The organism is Amycolatopsis sp. NBC_01488 (genome assembly GCF_036227105.1).
In the GTDB taxonomy this organism is placed as follows: domain Bacteria; phylum Actinomycetota; class Actinomycetes; order Mycobacteriales; family Pseudonocardiaceae; genus Amycolatopsis.
On the sequence record NZ_CP109434.1, the window covers coordinates 9,387,915 to 9,403,939 of the forward strand.

A 16,025-nucleotide genomic window follows, 5' to 3' on the forward strand; every position below is an offset into this window, starting at 1 on the left:
TGATCGGCTCGCTCGGTGGCAGGCCGGGTTCGACGACGCGTTCGCGCTGGTGGCGGGTCGTTTCGCGCAAGCGGGCTCGCGCCGTCGAGCCCGGATGTATGTGCTGGGGCTGCTGTCGGGCGCGGAGCGGAAGAACTCGTGGACGCTGGCCGAGCAGGCTGGTGACCTGACCCCGGACGGCATGCAGCGGCTGCTGAACTTCTACCGGTGGGACGCCGACGCTGCTCGTGACGACGTCCGCTCCTATGTGCTGGACAATCTTGGTGACCGCGGCGGGATCGCGGTGGTTGATGAGACTGGTTTTCTGAAGAAGGGCACCAAATCCGCCGGGGTGCAGCGGCAGTACTCCGGGACCGCCGGGCGGATCGAGAACTGCCAGCTCGGAGTGTTCTTGACCTACGTCTCGGCCAAGGGCCGGGCGTTGATCGACCGCGAGCTCTACCTCCCGGTGTCCTGGACCGATGATCGGGAACGCTGCGCGGAAGCCGGAATCGGTCCGGAGGTCGAGTTCGCGACCAAACCCCAGCTCGCTCAGCGGATGCTGGAACGGCTGCTCGACGCTGGTTCCGACATCGAGTGGTTCACCGCTGACGAGGCCTACGGCGACAACCCCGGCCTGCGAGACTGGTGCGAACAGGCCGGACTGAACTACGTCATGGCCATCTCGTGTGACCATCGCTTCGACACCCCGGCCGGGACGTTGCGGGCCGACGCACTCGCCGCCGCGGCACCACGCAAGGGCTGGCAACGCCTCTCGGCTGGGATCGGCAGCAAAGGGCACCGGCTCTACGACTGGCTGCTGCTCGACCCCGGCACCGCCGGCGGCCGGCAGCTGCTGGTTCGCCGCTCGATCAGCAAGCCCACCGAGCTGGCCTACTACATCTGCTACTCCACCTACCCGGTGCCGGTCGCCGAACTCGTCCGGGTCGCCGGATCCCGGTGGGCGGTCGAGGAAACGTTCCAGTTCGCCAAGAACGAGACCGGACTGGATCACTACCAGGTCCGCAAATACGACGCCTGGTACCGGCATATCACCCTGTCCATGCTCGCCGCCGCGTTCCTCGCCGTCACCGCCCACACCGAACGCGCCCGGGACGAAAAAGGGGCACCGCTGCAGAAACAGCGGACCTGATCCCGTTATCCTGCAACGAAATTAGACGACTCTGGTCCACCCTCAACGACCCCGCCCACCCACCCGGGCACGCCGATCACTGGTCACACTGGCGACGACGCCACCAAACCCGCGCCCGCCACAGCCACTACCAGCGACAACGCACCAAACATCCCACACTGCGGCTGCCGTATTAACCAACTCGCAGGAGGAACTAAGGGAAACGCGGATCTCGTTGCTTACTTCTTTCTTCGTGCCACCTCACTCCTACAGAGGAACGCCACTCTCGGACTGGTCGCCACGAACACGGTCGCCCAGGGGGACACCCGCGAAGTCGGCCTCGACACGATGGTCGCCGACGGCTTCACCATCACCCGCGCCATCCAGTCCCGCTCCTGGCCGGCGTCGAGCGCCAACCTGGAGTACGCAGCCGCCTGGGGCACCCTCAGCCCCGTCGCCGACGACGTGCCACGCGTGGCCGACGACATCGAGGTACGCCGCATCAGTACCCTCCTCGAACCAGTCGGCCGAGCCGAAGGCAACCCAATCCGACTGAACGAAAACTCCGGCATCGCGCATATGGGAAGCCTGGTGTTGGGAATGGGCTTCACCGTAACTCCCGATGTGGCGGCTGAGTGGATCAGCCTCGACCCGCGTAACGACGAGGTGCTCTTCCCCTACCTCAACGGCGAGAATCTCAACCAGCGACCGGATGCGTCGGCAGCCAGGTGGATTGTCGACTTCGACGATCAGACGGATCATTGGAGCGCAGACGTTCGACTGTCCGTACCAGCGGCCGCCTGCGAGCGTGTCGTTCCGGAGTGTCAGAGTCTAGCCAACGTGCGAAGTACGTGCCCCGAAAGATTTACCGCGATCGTTGGTGGCAGTTTGCAGAGAAGCAGATGTCGATGCGAAAAGCGATCGCTGACCTGTCCGAGGTGCTCGTTATCGCATTGGTGAGCAAGACCGTCATGCCGGTGCGTGTCCGAACCGGCCAAGTGTTCAGCCACGCGCTCGGGGTATTCGCTTTCGATAGCTACGGCGTCCAGGCGGTCTTGTCATCGAACCTGCACCAGATCTGGGCCATCACCTACGGCTCAGGCATGCGAAATGACCCCCGTTACACTCCCTCGGACGTCTTTGAGACCTTCCCTCGCCCCGCAATGGCCGGCCGCCTTGACGCCGCTGGGCGGATCCTCGACGAGAGACGTCGCGCGATCATGATGCGTCGCGACTTGGGTCTGACGAAGCTCTACAACCTGGTCAACGACCCCACGGTTCGCCAAGACAAGGAGGTCGACCGACTTCGCGAGATTCACATCGAGATCGACGAGGCGACCATGGCCGCATACGACTGGGATGACGTTCCCCTGGGCCACGGCTTCCACACCCACCGTCAGGTGCAACGCTGGACTGTCTGCCCTGCTGCCCGTGTTGAAGTCCTCGACCGGCTTCTGCTGGAGAATCACCGCCGCGCGAGGAAGGAGCGCCGCAATCGAACTTCCACGCCAGGAGTCACGATTCCGGCAGAAGAAGCCACCCTGTTCGACTGATTCAATAATCAGGCAGGTTCGGTCAAGCGAAAAGCGTCCCGTCCTCCTTGGGGATCTCGGTCGCAGTCAGTCCGCGCTTGCTCCGTTGCTCCTCTTCGGATCGGCGGTGGTTCTCTTCGAGGAGTCGGTTGAGGATCTCGATCCTGGCCGCCGAGCTCACGGTCCAGCGCTGCATCCGCCTGTGGGTGTGGAATCCGTGACCAAGAGCTATGTCAGACCAGTCATAGGCATCCAAGACGCGCCAGTCGAGCTCCACGTGGATGGCCCGAAGACGTGCAACGTCCTGGTCGGCGGAGTCCGCGAGCTCGGAGTCGTTGACCAGGTTGTAAAGCCTCGTCAGGCCCAAGTCGCGGCGCATCATGATCTCGCGACGCTCCTCGTCCAAGATACGACCGATCTGCTCTAGGCAGTCTGTGGGCTCGGGGCGAGGGAAGGTCTCAAAGACGTCCGAGGGAGTGTAACGGGGGTCATTTCGCATGCCTGAGCCGTAGGTGATGGCCCAGATCTGGTGCAGGTTCGATGACAAGACTGCCTGGGCACTGCCGTCATCAGAGGCGAACACCACGCAGGCTTCGCTCATGACCTGCCCCGTCGGGACGCGAACCGGCATCACAGACTTGCTGACGCGCGCGATGACGAGCACTTCGTCGAGATTCGCAATTGCCTTGCGGAGCGCCGGCCGCTTATCAGCGTAATGCCACCATCGCTGAGGCAAGGGCTTGCGAAGCACGAACTCGCCGTTGGCTTTTTTCCTCTGTCGCTCCGGACGAACGCTCGCATTCACCCGCTGGTACGGAAAGTCGAACGTCCGGGCTCGATCCTCCGTCCAATCGTTGAAGTCGATGACCCATCGGGAGGCGGAGGCGTCGGGACGAGAATTGACGTCCTCGCCGTTGAGGTAGGGGAAGAGTACCTCGGCATTGCGCGGGTCGGCCGCCAACCACTCTTGCGCTTCGGTAATGTCGAGAACGAATCCCATGCCAAGCACGATGCAACCCTGGAACGCGATGCCGGAGTTTTCGTTCAGTCGGATTGGGTTGCCTTCGGCTCGGCCGACTGGTTCGAGGAGGGTACTGATGCGGCGTACCTCGATGTCGTCGGCCACGCGTGGCACGTCGTCGGCGACGGGGCTGAGGGTGCCCCAGGCGGCTGCGTACTCCAGGTTGGCGCTCGACGCCGGCCAGGAGCGGGACTGGATGGCGCGGGTGATGGTGAAGCCGTCGGCGACCATCGTGTCGAGGCCGACTTCGCGGGTGTCCCCCTGGGCGACCGTGTTCGTGGCGACCAGTCCGAGAGTGGCGTTCCTCTGTAGGAGTGAGGTGGCACGAAGAAAGAAGTAAGCAAGATCGGCGATGCGACACAGTGGCTGTCGTGAACGTCAACAAAGTCCGCCGGTGCGCTCTCTATGCCAGGCTCAGCGTCACTAAGGAAGAGTCCGTCTCGATCACTCGTCAACTCCAGTCCTGTCGCCGGTACGCACAGGCCCGGGGCTGGGAAGTCGTCGGTGAGTTCGTCGACGATGGCGTGTCCGCGACCGCCAACAGACCCGAGGACCGTCGGGGTTGGACCGCGCTCCTTGCCGCAGACGGCTTCGACGCCGTGGTGATCTGGAAGGTGGACCGGCTCGCACGGCGCGTACTGGACTTCCTTCACGCGGACGAGGCCCTGCAGCAGCGCGGCGCGGGGCTCGTCGCAGTCGAGGACCCGATCGACATGACCAGCCCGCAGGGCCGCGCCTTCGCGGTCATGCTCGCCGTGTTCGGCGAGATGGAGGCAGAGGCCATCCGGGCACGCGTCCGCGCAGCGCGAGCTCAGCTGCTCAGGGACGGCCGTTGGGCTGGCGGCGGGATCCCGTACGGCTATCTCTCAGCAGCGAACCCAGATGGGCCAGGGCGAGTGCTTGTCAAGGATCCGGAGCGTCTCCGTTGGCTTACCGAGGCCGTCACGATGGCGCTGAACGGTGCCACCGTGTACGCCGTCACGAAGTGGCTGACAGACGAGGGCGCGCCGCTTCCTAATGGAGGAAGGAACAAGCGCACGCCGGGGAACGTCGAATGGAACTATCACACGGTCGACCGGCTGCTGCGGAACCCCATCTTGGCCGGGATGACGCCACACAACCCGGGCCGGGGCAGGAACGCCAAGGACGTCGACCCGTTCGCGGTCGTCCGCGACGAGAGCGGCATCCCCATGGTGAGTGAGTCACTGGCTGTAATCACGGTCAGCGAATTCACGGCGTTGCAGTGCACCCTGAATTCACAAGAGAGCCCGCAGGTCCGCAAGCGGCGCGATAGGGTGACGACAAGCCCCTTTCTGTCTCGTGTAGCGAGATGTGACGCCTGCGACGTGTACATGTGTCGAGGGACGAACCAGAAGCGACCCGTCATCTACTGTCCGAAGTGCAAACAGACGCTGAGTCGGACAACGCTCGACCCGTACCTGGCGGAACGGCTCCTCGCGGAGCGGGGAAGCGAGCCACTCGCAGCGGCGACCGTTCAGGACTGCTGGGATGCCGCCGGTGCTGACGAGTTGGCCAAGCGAGAGGTTCTCCTCACCCAGCTGGAGAGCCTACGTATTCGCCGCGGCGTCGTCGGGCGTTATTTCGATGAAGAGCGGGTGCTGCTCCGGTGGCGCCCGTAACTGGTGTCAGCTGGAACTTGTCGGACCGCTACGACAGACTTGTCACCGTGACAGAGGCAACCACTGAGGCGGCGGGTACGCAGGCGTCGTACGAGCTGAACTACGACTTGGACGGTTCGTCGTACGCGGTGCGCGAGAACCTCATGGATATCCTCCAGCGTGAGCTGCTTGGACCGATCCACGGCCCGGAGGAGACGCTGCCGTTCAGCCCGCGCTCGCAGTACCTGGTCGGGCACGTCGCTCCGGTGAAGTTGGTCGGCGCGGCGACGGCGTCGCCCAGCGACTCAGACGGCCGCGACTTGATCGAGGTCCGAACGGACGACGATGCTGCCACCGACGGTCGTGGTGTGCCAGCATACGCGGCCGATGAAACAGAGGCCGACGCTGAAGATGACGACGCCGAGGATCGTGCGCCCAAGCAGGGGCTGATGATCCCCGCTTCGATGGGTCTGCGGTTCCAAGTGCCCGACGAACTCGATGCGTTCCGTGTCATCGCGTCATGGGGCAGGTACGAAACGGTCGAGACGGACAAGGTCTCCAAGGCGGGTCGCCCGATCCGTGCGTACCAGCGCACCCCAGTCGAGGTGCCTCGAACGATCCGTGTGGCTGACCTCGTGCCAGGCCAGACCGCGACAGTGCCGCTGCAGGAGTCGATTGTGCTGCGGGTCGATCGATATGACGACCCCACGTGCGGCCGAGTCCTGGTCGAGATCGCGCTGTGCAACGACCGCGAGACGCCTATGCCGATCCCGCTGAGCATGTGGATGTTCCAGACCAAGCTCGTGGTCGATGCGGGCGGTGCAGAGGTGTTCTTGCCGGTGCAGGACGTGTTGGAGCACGACTGGCCGGAGCACGACGAGGAGGTCAAGCAGCTCAACCTCCAGTACCGCAACCGGCTAGAATTCGCGATCGGACGCACTTGTTCGGCTGGCTGGACGGTCAGGGCTGGATCGCGTCGCGCAACGGCGGTCGAGACGACCTGGCTGCCCGTTGCCGAAACGGCGCAGACCCGCGCGCGATCTGTCGAAGACGCGCTGCTGGCTATGGGCGCATTGGCATCCGCTTCCGCAGATGACCTGCGAACCGGACTGGCTCCACTTGTCGATGGCTACGGGACGTGGCTGGACAGCCAGCACGCGGAGACCGCGAACCTGCCGAGCCACCTTCAAGAAACTGCCGAGTTCGTCTTGGGAGAGGCCCGGGAGGCACACAAGCGGCTGACCGCGGGTCTGGAGCACCTCGCCAATGACCGAGAAGCGTTGCGGTGCTTCCAGTTCATGAACCGCGTCATGCGTGACCAGCGCATCGCTTCTCAGGTTGCCGCTGCACGTGCCGCCGACGCCACCTTGTCGATCGAGCAGGCACAGGAGGTTGTCGCGGGGCGGGGCGCCTCAGCTGCGTCGTGGCGTCCGTTCCAGCTTGCCTTCATCCTGATGCAGCTCGGCGCCCTGACTGATCCCGCTGCACCGATCCGCAGCTCGGAGGACTGGTCGAAGGTCGAACTGTTGTTCTTCCCGACCGGTGGCGGCAAAACCGAGGCTTACCTCGGTCTCGCGGCGTACACGTTTGCCATCCGCCGCCGTCAGGGTGTCGTGGAGTCTGCGGCCGGGCCGCTGGACGGCCGCAACGGGATCGCGGTCCTCATGCGCTACACGTTGCGTCTGCTGACCGCACAGCAATTCCAGCGGGCGACCACGCTCGTGTGCGCGGCCGAGCTCGCACGTCGTGACGACGAAGCGACCTGGGGCAGCGAGCCGTTCCGCATCGGCCTGTGGGTCGGAACCGATGTAAGTCCTAAGAGATTCGAAGAGGCTGACGAGCAGCTCACGAAGGCCAACGAGTTCGGCCGTCATCGGCTGACAGTTCTCCAGATCCAGCGCTGCCCGTGGTGTGGCACCCCGATTACCGCGGCCCACGTGAAGGCCGATGCCACGCAGCGGCGGGTCTTCGTCCATTGCGGCGACGAGCTACGTCGGTGCCCGTTCGCCAAGGGCGGAGCCGTAGGCGAGGGCCTTCCGGTGCTCACCGTCGACGAGGAGATCTACCGCCTCACGCCAGCCTTCGTGATCGCCACAGTCGACAAGTTCGCCCGGCTGGCTCGCGAGGGCGAAGCCGCCGCGTTGTTCGGATATGTCAGCCGGCGTTGCGGCCGCCACGGCTATGTCCACGCTGACTATGCGCCGTGTCAAGTCGGCTCACACCCCGCCAAGGATGGCATGCCGGCGGCGACGGTTGTACCAGTCGGACGGCTCCGTCCGCCAGACTTGATCATCCAGGACGAGCTGCACCTCATCACCGGCGCGCTCGGAACCTCGGTAGGTCTCTTCGAGGTCGTGGTCGAGACATTGTCGTCGTGGGAGAAGCCGGACGGCTCCCCGGTGAAACCACTGATCGTCGCCTCGACCGCGACGGTACGCAACGCCCAGGATCAGGTCCGCGGCCTCTACGGCCGCCAGGTCGAGATCTTTCCACCGCAGGTGCTGGATGTCGCGGACACGTTCTTTTCCCGGGAAATACCGATAGACGCCAACAACCCGGGCCGTCGCTACGTCGGGGTCAGTGCTCAGGGTGTGCGCCTGTCCAGCGTTGAGATCCGTGTCTCGGAGGTCTTGCTCTCCGCGGGCCAGTTGCTGCTGGACAAGGCCGGGACCGCAGCCGACCCTTACATGACGCTGGTCGGCTACTTCAACGCCACCCGCGAGCTGGCCGGCATGGCACGCTACGTCGCCGACGACGTCCAGAGCCGGGTCAAGCGGCCTCGCAAGGACTCCGGATTCCCGAGTCGTCGTGGCGCGACCTTCGGCTTGCTGAAGACCGGCGAGCTGACCTCCCGCATCGCGTCCTCGGAGATCGGTGCGACGCTCGACCGCCTCGGGCTCGAGTTCGATCCGGACTACGACACCACCGACGCTGCCCGTCAGCGCATCGCCGCGGGGAAGGAGGGCAAGCAGGTCGCACGACGCGCTGAAGCCGATTCACCCTTCGACGTGGTGCTGGCGACCTCGATGTTGCAGGTCGGTGTCGACGTCCAGCGGCTCGGCCTGATGCTTGTGGTGGGGCAGCCGAAGAACACTGCGGAGTACATCCAGGCTTCCTCGCGCGTCGGCCGTGACCCGTCCGCGCGGCCCGGGTTGGTGGTTTCGCTGGGCAACTGGGCTCGACCTCGCGATCTCGCGCATTTCGAGCAGTTCCGGCACTACCACGAGACCTTCTACGCCCAGGTCGAAGCGCTGTCGGTTACGCCGTACTCGCCGACTTCGCTGGCGCGCGGTATTGACGGCCTGCTTGTCAGCGCGGCTCGGGTGCTGCAAGCCTCCGTCAATAACGGTCTGTCACCGGAGCGGGAGGCGTGGCGGATCAAGGACCAGCGCACGGCTGTGGAAGCGATCGTCGAGAAACTCAAGAAGCGCATCGCGGCCGCCGCGCTCGACGAGGCAGCAACCAAGCGAGCCAACGACCTGCTAGTCAACCGGGTCGAACGCTGGAGCGAGCGTGCTACGCGCGCCGCGCAAATGCACAAGACACTTGTCTACGAACGCACCGGAGAAGGCGGCAAGTACCTACCTCTGATCATCAGCCCGGAGAACGCCAAGGCATCGGTCGGCGGATCCCTCGAAGCGCCGTTCACGATCGCGAACTCAATGCGCGAAGTCCAACCTGAGATCAACCTGCTGGTCAGCCCAGTACCTGAGCGCCTCTTTTCTCGAGCACCCGAAGGCGTAGCCGACTGGACGCTGCCGATCGGGGAGGAAGACTGATGACCGACGTGCTGCCCGAGTCCGGTGAGGACATGCTGCACGACGAGCACGAGCTGCTTGACCCGCTCGGCGACGCCGAGGAAGGCATGGTCAAGAACCGCGCCAAGGTCGGCTCCGCCCGCCCCTCGTCGCTCCTCTACACCTACGGTCCCGGTGCGATCATGGACCTGCCGAACTTTTCGATCATGCCTGCAGGTCTCGACGACTGGGAGCCGATCTGGAAGCGCCGCGAGCACATCCGGCCGATCATCGAACCGCGGCTGCTCGACGTCGTCCGGCTGCACCTCGGCCAGCAGGTCGACGCGCTGCGACCGTTCCCGTGGCAGCCGAAGCGGACGGGAATGTTCAACGAAGGCTCCGACCTCGGCGTCCCCGCGCGAGTATTCCCGCAATGGTTCCGTTGCACCGGATGTGACTATCTCGGCCCGCTAACCCGCTTCAGTTACACCAACACGCACCCGTTCAGGCCCGACTTGGCGCAGTTCACCCACAAGAATTGTCCCGGCCGTGGTGGCAAGTCCACGAAAAAGTCCGGCAGCCCTGCTGTGCCCGCGCAACACCTGCTGACCTGCGCCAACGGTCATCTCGATGAGTTCCCGTACTCGCTGTGGGTGCACCGAGGCATGAGGTGCTCCAAGGCCGAGCTGCCCGACATGAAGATGCGTGACGCCAACGTCGGCAAGAGCGTTGGCTCGACTATCGCGTGCGCGTCGTGCGGCCAGACCCGAGGCATGGCCGAGGCGCAGGGCTCAGTCGGCCGGGAGAAGCTCCCACAACGGTGCCGAGGGCGGCACCCGCATCTCAACGCCTTCGACGGCGAATGCGACGCCCGACCCGCACTGATCATGATGGGCGCGTCGAACCTCTGGTTCGCCTCCACGCAGTCGATCATCGTCATGCCCCGAACCGAGGCCGAGGAGAAGGAGGCTCTCGCCGACCGGCTGCGGGCCGAGTTCGGTGTCGAGCAGATCAGGCAGTTCGGCAACCAGATCGACGTGATCAAGGCGCTGGCTGGGGCAAGGAACATCGACCTGGCAGACGTGGCGGACGGCGATATCGCCGCCGCCGTTGCCGACGTACTGGCACCTGCGGACTCCGAGCAGGAGCAACAGGCGAAGCGCGCTGCCTGGGATCCGGTCGATCTACTGGTCCCGGAGTGGCGCTACCTCCAGAAGCCAGCGCTGTTCCCGCAGCAACAGAACACCAACGGCCTGATGGTTACCGAGACGCAGCGCCACGGCGACCTGCACCCGATGATCAGCCGGGTCGTAGCAGTCAACCAGATGAAGAAGGTCAACGCCGTTCTCGGCTTCACCCGGCTTGATGAAATGGACCGCGTCAACGACCTTGCCAGCCGCCTGGTCAAGCTCACCCGAAACGGCAAACCCACTTGGGTGCCGGCGACGGAGGATCGAGGTGAGGGGATCTTCCTCCAACTCGACCTGGACGCTGTCGCCAGTTGGGAGAACTCGATCCTGTCGCCCCCGATCTCGGTGTGGAAGGCCCATCAAGCAGCCCACAGACGGAACTTCGAACGCCGCTTCTCCGAGACGGCCAAGAACGTCGACCCTGACGTTCGTCTGCCCGCACCTCGTTACTGGCTGCTGCACACGCTCTCGCACGCCCTCATACGCGAAATGGCCATGTTCAGCGGCTACGGGGCCGCGAGCCTGAGCGAGAGGATCTACGGCTGGACCGGCTCGCCTCAACGTGATGCCGCTGCCGGCCTGCTGATCTGTACCACCGCGTCCGACAGCGAAGGCACCCTCGGCGGTCTAGTCGCGCTCTCCGAACCAGAACGGCTCCACGCGCTCCTGGTGTCGGCGCTGCGACGTGCCTCGAGGTGCTCGTCAGACCCTGTTTGCGCGATGCGAACCCCGAGTGCTCCGGAGGACTTTCTGCACGGCGCAGCATGTCACTGCTGCTCGTTCGCCTCGGAGACCTCCTGCGAGAAGGCCAACCGCTTCCTCGACCGGCGATTCCTGCTTGACCTTCCTACGGCCACGGGCGAGGCTGTACCCGGGTTCTTCGGGAGCGTCGATGCCTTCTGACCCCTTCGCCAAACTCGGGGAGTTCCTCACCGCAGGTGAAGCCGAAGCACTGGCCGTCCAGTTCGAGGCGGGCCAGCACATCGTCAAGGCGCTCGCCGTCGTCAACGCCGTCCGCCGCGAGACAGCCAGGCGCTTGCTCGTCGCAGCGGGTCTGAGCCCCCGCGATGGTGAGCGGGCGGCGGGCACACTGCGGGCGATCGCCGGCGCGAAGTCGATCCATCGCGACCTCACGCCCGTGTGGACCATGCCCGGCAATGAAGCCACAGTCGGGCACCTCACCGGCGAGTTCCATCGTCTAGTCCAAGCGGCGCGACAGTCGGTCGTCTGTGCGACTTACAACTTCGAGCCGACATCCCAGATGTGGAAGGTGCTCAAGGAAGCGTCCCCGCAACCTGGAGTTGTCGTCACCATATACGTCGACGGGGACAAGGCCGACGCCGCCAAGGTCAAAGCCCAGTTTCCGAGGGCGACCATCTACCGGTCCGCCGAACTGACCAACGGCAAGCATGTCGTCAGCCACGCCAAGTTCATCGTCATCGACCACGAGGTCGTGATGCTGACCAGCGCTAACTTCTCATTCAGCGCGGAGAACCGCAACGTCGAGTTCGGCCTCCTGGTCCGCGACTCCGCCCTCGCCGAGTCCGTCGAGTCCACCATGAAAAGCAAACACGGCACGCTCTACCAGCTGGTCTAGCATCGGCATTTGAGCGGCCGTTGCGGAGAAGGTTGTACCCGGCTCTGCGGATCCGGTCTCGCTGACTTCAACGGACTTCTTGTGCGGTTGTGTTCGCTACCGCTGGTCGGCGGTCCTTTGGTCGTCATGCAGTCGCAGACTCCTGTCGGTGGGGCTATCCGCTGGCCAAGCGCGCACCGGGAGGCGAGCGGCGAGTGTGTCGAAGTAGCGTTGGTCCTGCCAGAGGGCCCGGTTGCCTATGACGTAGAGACGTCGCTTGGCTCGCGATACCGCGACGTTGAGCAGGTTCGGGGTCTTTGCTGCCCACTCGCGGGCCCGAGTCTTGCGCGGCGCGCTGCCCAGCACGAGGATGATCACGTTCGACTCTTGGCCCTGCACGGTGTGCACGGTGCCGACGTTGTCCTTGACGAACGACCAGTCGAACCGATGACGGGCTATCTCCTCGGCGCCCCGGACGGCGTCGCGGAACGGGCTGATCACGCGGATGTCGCCGGGACCGACGCCGTCCCGTCGCAGTTCCTCGAAAAGTTCGGACAGTGCCTTACCCTCGTCCGGCACCCAATTGTCACTGGATGTGCCGCGCACGTCGATCCAGGCACTGTGACCCGGATAGTCGCCATTGACCTGGGTTCCGTAGATCATCAGGTCGCCACCGTAGGCGATGTCGTTCGAGATGCCGAACATCAATCGTTCACAACGCCGGTGCACTCGTAGTGGCGCGCCGACCCACACTCGAGCGTTGCCATCCGGCTCCGGCAGCGACGTGCCGAATCGCGCCAACCGGTCGGCGATCCGCTGGGCTGAGGTGTTCTCCGGCGTCCACTGCTCGTCGGCCTGGTTGTTGCGCCGCAGTGCGTGCTGAGCGGACAGTGGCAGCGACACAATCGGTTCGAGCTGCTGTGGATCGCCGACGATCACGCTGTGCCGGGCCCGCCAGATTCCGCCGAGCACCTGTTGAGGCGTTGCTTGACCGGCCTCGTCGATGAACAGCCACCCGAACGCTTCCCGCCCCAAGCCACGAAACAGGCGTGGTAACGAGGCGAAAGTGGTGGACACCACCGGAACGACGAGAAAGAACGACCGCCACACCATTTGCAGCGTCTCCGTCGGCAGCCGTAGACCTTCGCGCAGTACCGCCATGGCGACGTCGAGGTTGTCTCTCAACCGGGGTTGTGCCCCGAGGATGAACGTCTTGTGCAGACGGAGCGCCTCGAGGAACAGTTGGTTGCGGGCTTCTGTGTACGCTGCGTCGGCCCACGACGCGCACAGTTGGAACTCCTCGTCGGTAGCGAAATCCGGCCGATACGGCAGACGTCCCGGCCACCGCGCGCGAGCCTGCGCGAGCCGCCTTTCCAGTGCCGCGATCTCATACATCGCGTTCTCCAGCGCGACCTCGTGTTGCCGTTGCGCGATGCCGGCCTGGCCGGCTGCCGCCTTGTGAAATGCGACGGCAGACCGCAATGAGTCGGCAGCGGCCTTCGCGTTGTCGAGTGCTTTGTCGAGCTGGTCTGCCTTCTTGTGCCACTCGCGCCCGGCTCGGAAGAACGTGGACAGGGACACCCAGAAGTTGGGTTGGCGTTTCGCGTGCTCGTCGCACGCGGTGCCGGCTTTTCCGGCCTTCTCTTCAGCGTCGGCAAGCTGGTCCTGAGCAGCAGCAAGATCAGCGGCGTGGCGGGCGGTCTGCGCTCGTGCCGTCTTGACAACGCTCTGCAGAGCGGGAAGTTCCGCCTGGCGCTTGGTGATGCGGGCGATCACTTCAGCAGCCTGCTGCCGCTCGGCAGCCAACCGGTCGACCTCGGTACGCGCCTCCTTGAACCGGCGCACGGATTCGGCCCAGATGTCGGCGGTCAGCGGATGCGCGGCCGCGTCGTCAAGGATCTCTTTCATACCCTTGATCGGCTCTGGTCGATCCCGGCCGGAATCGTTGTCCTTGCCAGCCGGGTCTCCCCACCAGAAATGCTTGACGAACGCGATGCGGTTACTGCGTTTGCCGAGCTTGGCCGCGATCAGTCCCCAGGCGTCCGCGCCGAGCACATTGCTGGCCAACTCTGTGAAGTAGTCCGCGTCACAGGCCGCCTCCTCGGCTCCGCGCACCGCGCCAATCCCCGGGATCTCCTCGGTGATGTTGGCCGCCGCCTTATTTCCTGCGGTTGCCACCACGATTTCGGAACCGGTGAGTTCTGGCCGGAGCCAATGCACCGTTGCGGTGTACTTCGGCCGCAGCGGGACTCGGTCGGTCCTCTCGGCGAACGCATCAGTCGGGTGCGCCACTCGCAGGTCGACTATGCGCTGGGCACGATCGACGACAATCGCTGCGAGGACATCACGCAGCATGGTGGTCTTGCCGGTGCCAGGCGGCCCATTTACCGCGAACACGCCGGACTCCGAGGCGAACTTACCCATGATCTGATTGACTGCGAACTGCTGGCTCACGACCAACGGCCGGTCGACACTGGTCGGCCAACGCCCGCCGGGAATGCGGCTCGGCGCCACCCTGGCCACGACGTCTTCGGGACGCGCGCGGACGTCGACCCGGGTGTCAGCAGGAATCGAGGCCGTGTCAGCGAGGTAGGAGTTGACGCCGGCACCCACGTTGCCGCCACGCACTGCGTCCTCGATGCGGAGCAGGTCGTCGGCGATGAAGCTGTTCAGGAAGTTCTGTTCGGACGCCTCGTCCGCGGTCCGTCTGTGGACCTGAACGCACTTCACCCGAACCCCGTCGATCTTGAGCAGATCGGTCACGCCCAACGCCTCCCCCAGCCGCGTTACGAACGCGTGCACCAGCCGAGGCGTCATCCGAGGTGGTTCGGATGACGGTTGCTCGGCCTTCTGCTGGTCCGGGGCGGTGGCCGCAGGCTCGGTTTTTGATTCGGACTTCGCCGGACGCGGGGTGAGCAACTTTTCCACGAACGTGCCGGCCGCCGCGCCCGCGATGCCGCCCACTACCGGGCCAGCCACGGTGGTGAGCGCAGCCGCCGTTGTCACCTTGACCGCATCGCCAGCAGCCTTCGCTCCAGACGAGGCCGCATCGGTCGCCGCGCCCTTGACCTGACCGAGCACCACCTTGCCGACTTTTGCCGCAACACCGTTGCCCGTCGAGCCGAGACGATCCGGCTTCGGTGGGACCAGCCGATTGAGCGCGGCGATGAACGAATCTTCCTCGCTCTTGAATCCCTCCAGCCAGCCCGGCGCGTCCGGTCCGGGATGCTGGAGCCGGCTGATCGCCCACGCGCATGCGGACAAAGCGGGCGAGTCCTCGACCAGATAACCCTCAGCATCGAGGGTGAACGCGAACATCGCGGTCTCCGAATCGTCGTGCTCCACGAATTCGTTACCCTCGCGACCGAAAACCGAGGTCAGTGCCTCTCGAACCGCAGCCAGACCATAAATTCCGCCGTAGACGCTGAACTGCCACACCTTGCCCTCAGGCGGTTTCGATCTGGTGACCCAGTGTTGCCGATCCCACGGGGCGATGTCCTCAACCGCCAGGTCGAGGACGATTTCACTGGAACCTGCACGACGGTTCTTCGTCGGTTTTGGAGCACCCTGCGGACTGAACATCTCCACTGCACGCCAGAAACGCACCACTTGAGCGGCACGCAAGTCTCCGGCCATCAATGCCCCCATTTCCGCAGCATTCCCTAGTTTGAGCAAGCCATAGGTGCACGACTTCTGGTCGTCGGAGGGTGCTTCGTCGTCCGCGCCGACAACGGTTTCGCGCGGCACAGTAGGTGCGGTTCGAGTGCCGCAAAGCGCGGCAACGATCAACGCCCCGAGTTCGTCCGGGCTTTTTGTGGATGCGGCGTCAGCAAGTTTGACGTCGATGCCCTCGGCGTTGAGCGCGGTGGCGACGGCGACTGTACCGTCGGGGGAGCTGACCTGCCCCTGAGCCTGGGTGAGTTCCGGGAGGATGCAGTCGCTGTCTTCGCGACGGTCGGTGAGTCTGCTGCTCCGACCCCGATCACGTTTCCGGCGTTCGTATGGCCGCCGGGGCTGAACTGGCGTTCGAGGTCACCCACGGGCCAGCACCATCGACTGTTCGTGGTTGGCAGACGCTGCCATACGCGCTCGTCTGGAAGTTGCCGTCGTCGTCACTGCGCTCTCCCCGTAGCTGCGGAGCGCCGTCGCTGCGGCACCCTGCGTATCCGACGGGTTGACACTACCAGGTTAGCTATGGCCACACGGCGTGTTGCACACACTCGGGGCAGCGCTGCAGGT

Annotated in this window: 9 protein-coding genes; 7 read left to right on the forward strand and 2 right to left on the reverse strand. The window is 64.8% G+C overall.

Annotated elements, in window-relative coordinates:
* Positions 1-46 precede the first annotated feature (46 nt).
* From OG738_RS44070 to OG738_RS44080, 3 genes are all read left to right on the forward strand, one after another.
* Entirely contained in the window at positions 47-1,132 is a 1,086-nt protein-coding gene (locus tag OG738_RS44070) for an IS701 family transposase (RefSeq protein WP_329056621.1), read from the forward strand.
* Between the two features lie 327 nt (positions 1,133-1,459).
* On the forward strand, positions 1,460-2,071 hold the full coding sequence (locus OG738_RS44075) for a hypothetical protein (RefSeq protein ID WP_329050009.1): 612 nt from the start codon (positions 1,460-1,462) through the stop codon (positions 2,069-2,071).
* Positions 2,020-2,664, forward strand: a complete 645-nt coding sequence (locus tag OG738_RS44080) for a hypothetical protein (protein ID WP_329050010.1) — start codon at positions 2,020-2,022, stop codon at positions 2,662-2,664. The genes OG738_RS44075 and OG738_RS44080 overlap by 52 nt, the downstream gene beginning before the upstream one ends.
* A gap of 22 nt (positions 2,665-2,686) precedes the next feature.
* Here the strand turns inward: OG738_RS44080 and OG738_RS44085 are convergent, their stop codons facing one another.
* Complete coding sequence (locus OG738_RS44085; protein WP_329050011.1) at positions 2,687-3,895, reverse strand: type IIL restriction-modification enzyme MmeI; 1,209 nt, start codon at positions 3,893-3,895, stop codon at positions 2,687-2,689.
* A gap of 140 nt (positions 3,896-4,035) precedes the next feature.
* Between OG738_RS44085 and OG738_RS44090 the strand changes: the two genes are divergently transcribed.
* From OG738_RS44090 to drmC, 4 genes are read left to right on the forward strand one after another with little or no spacing between them, the layout of a single operon-like run.
* Entirely contained in the window at positions 4,036-5,304 is a 1,269-nt protein-coding gene (locus OG738_RS44090; protein ID WP_329050012.1) for a recombinase family protein, read from the forward strand.
* A gap of 47 nt (positions 5,305-5,351) precedes the next feature.
* Positions 5,352-9,062, forward strand: a complete 3,711-nt coding sequence (gene drmA, locus OG738_RS44095; protein WP_329050013.1) for a DISARM system helicase DrmA — start codon at positions 5,352-5,354, stop codon at positions 9,060-9,062.
* Entirely contained in the window at positions 9,062-11,113 is a 2,052-nt protein-coding gene (locus OG738_RS44100) for a DUF1998 domain-containing protein (RefSeq protein ID WP_329050014.1), read from the forward strand. Before drmA ends, OG738_RS44100 begins: the two co-directional genes overlap by 1 nt.
* Complete coding sequence (gene drmC, locus OG738_RS44105; RefSeq protein ID WP_329050016.1) at positions 11,103-11,807, forward strand: DISARM system phospholipase D-like protein DrmC; 705 nt, start codon at positions 11,103-11,105, stop codon at positions 11,805-11,807. The genes OG738_RS44100 and drmC overlap by 11 nt, the downstream gene beginning before the upstream one ends.
* A 96-nt stretch (positions 11,808-11,903) precedes the next feature.
* On the opposite strand, the gene OG738_RS44110 is transcribed toward drmC, so the two are convergent.
* The gene (locus OG738_RS44110) at positions 11,904-15,533 is read right to left on the reverse strand and encodes a DEAD/DEAH box helicase (protein WP_329050017.1); all 3,630 of its coding nucleotides are present in this window, start codon (positions 15,531-15,533) and stop codon (positions 11,904-11,906) included.
* Positions 15,534-16,025: the final 492 nt, after the last annotated feature.

What these genes read in the sequence shown, in the direction of transcription:
- OG738_RS44085 (WP_329050011.1), bottom strand. Translation starts at nt 3,895, where the DNA reads ATGGTCGCCGACGGCTTCACCATCACCCGCGCCATCCAGTCCCGCTCC.
- OG738_RS44075 (WP_329050009.1), top strand. Translation starts at nt 1,460, where the DNA reads ATGGTCGCCGACGGCTTCACCATCACCCGCGCCATCCAGTCCCGCTCC.
- OG738_RS44080 (WP_329050010.1), top strand. Translation starts at nt 2,020, where the DNA reads ATGCGAAAAGCGATCGCTGACCTGTCCGAGGTGCTCGTTATCGCATTG.
- drmC (WP_329050016.1), top strand. Translation starts at nt 11,103, where the DNA reads ATGCCTTCTGACCCCTTCGCCAAACTCGGGGAGTTCCTCACCGCAGGT.
- OG738_RS44100 (WP_329050014.1), top strand. Translation starts at nt 9,062, where the DNA reads ATGACCGACGTGCTGCCCGAGTCCGGTGAGGACATGCTGCACGACGAG.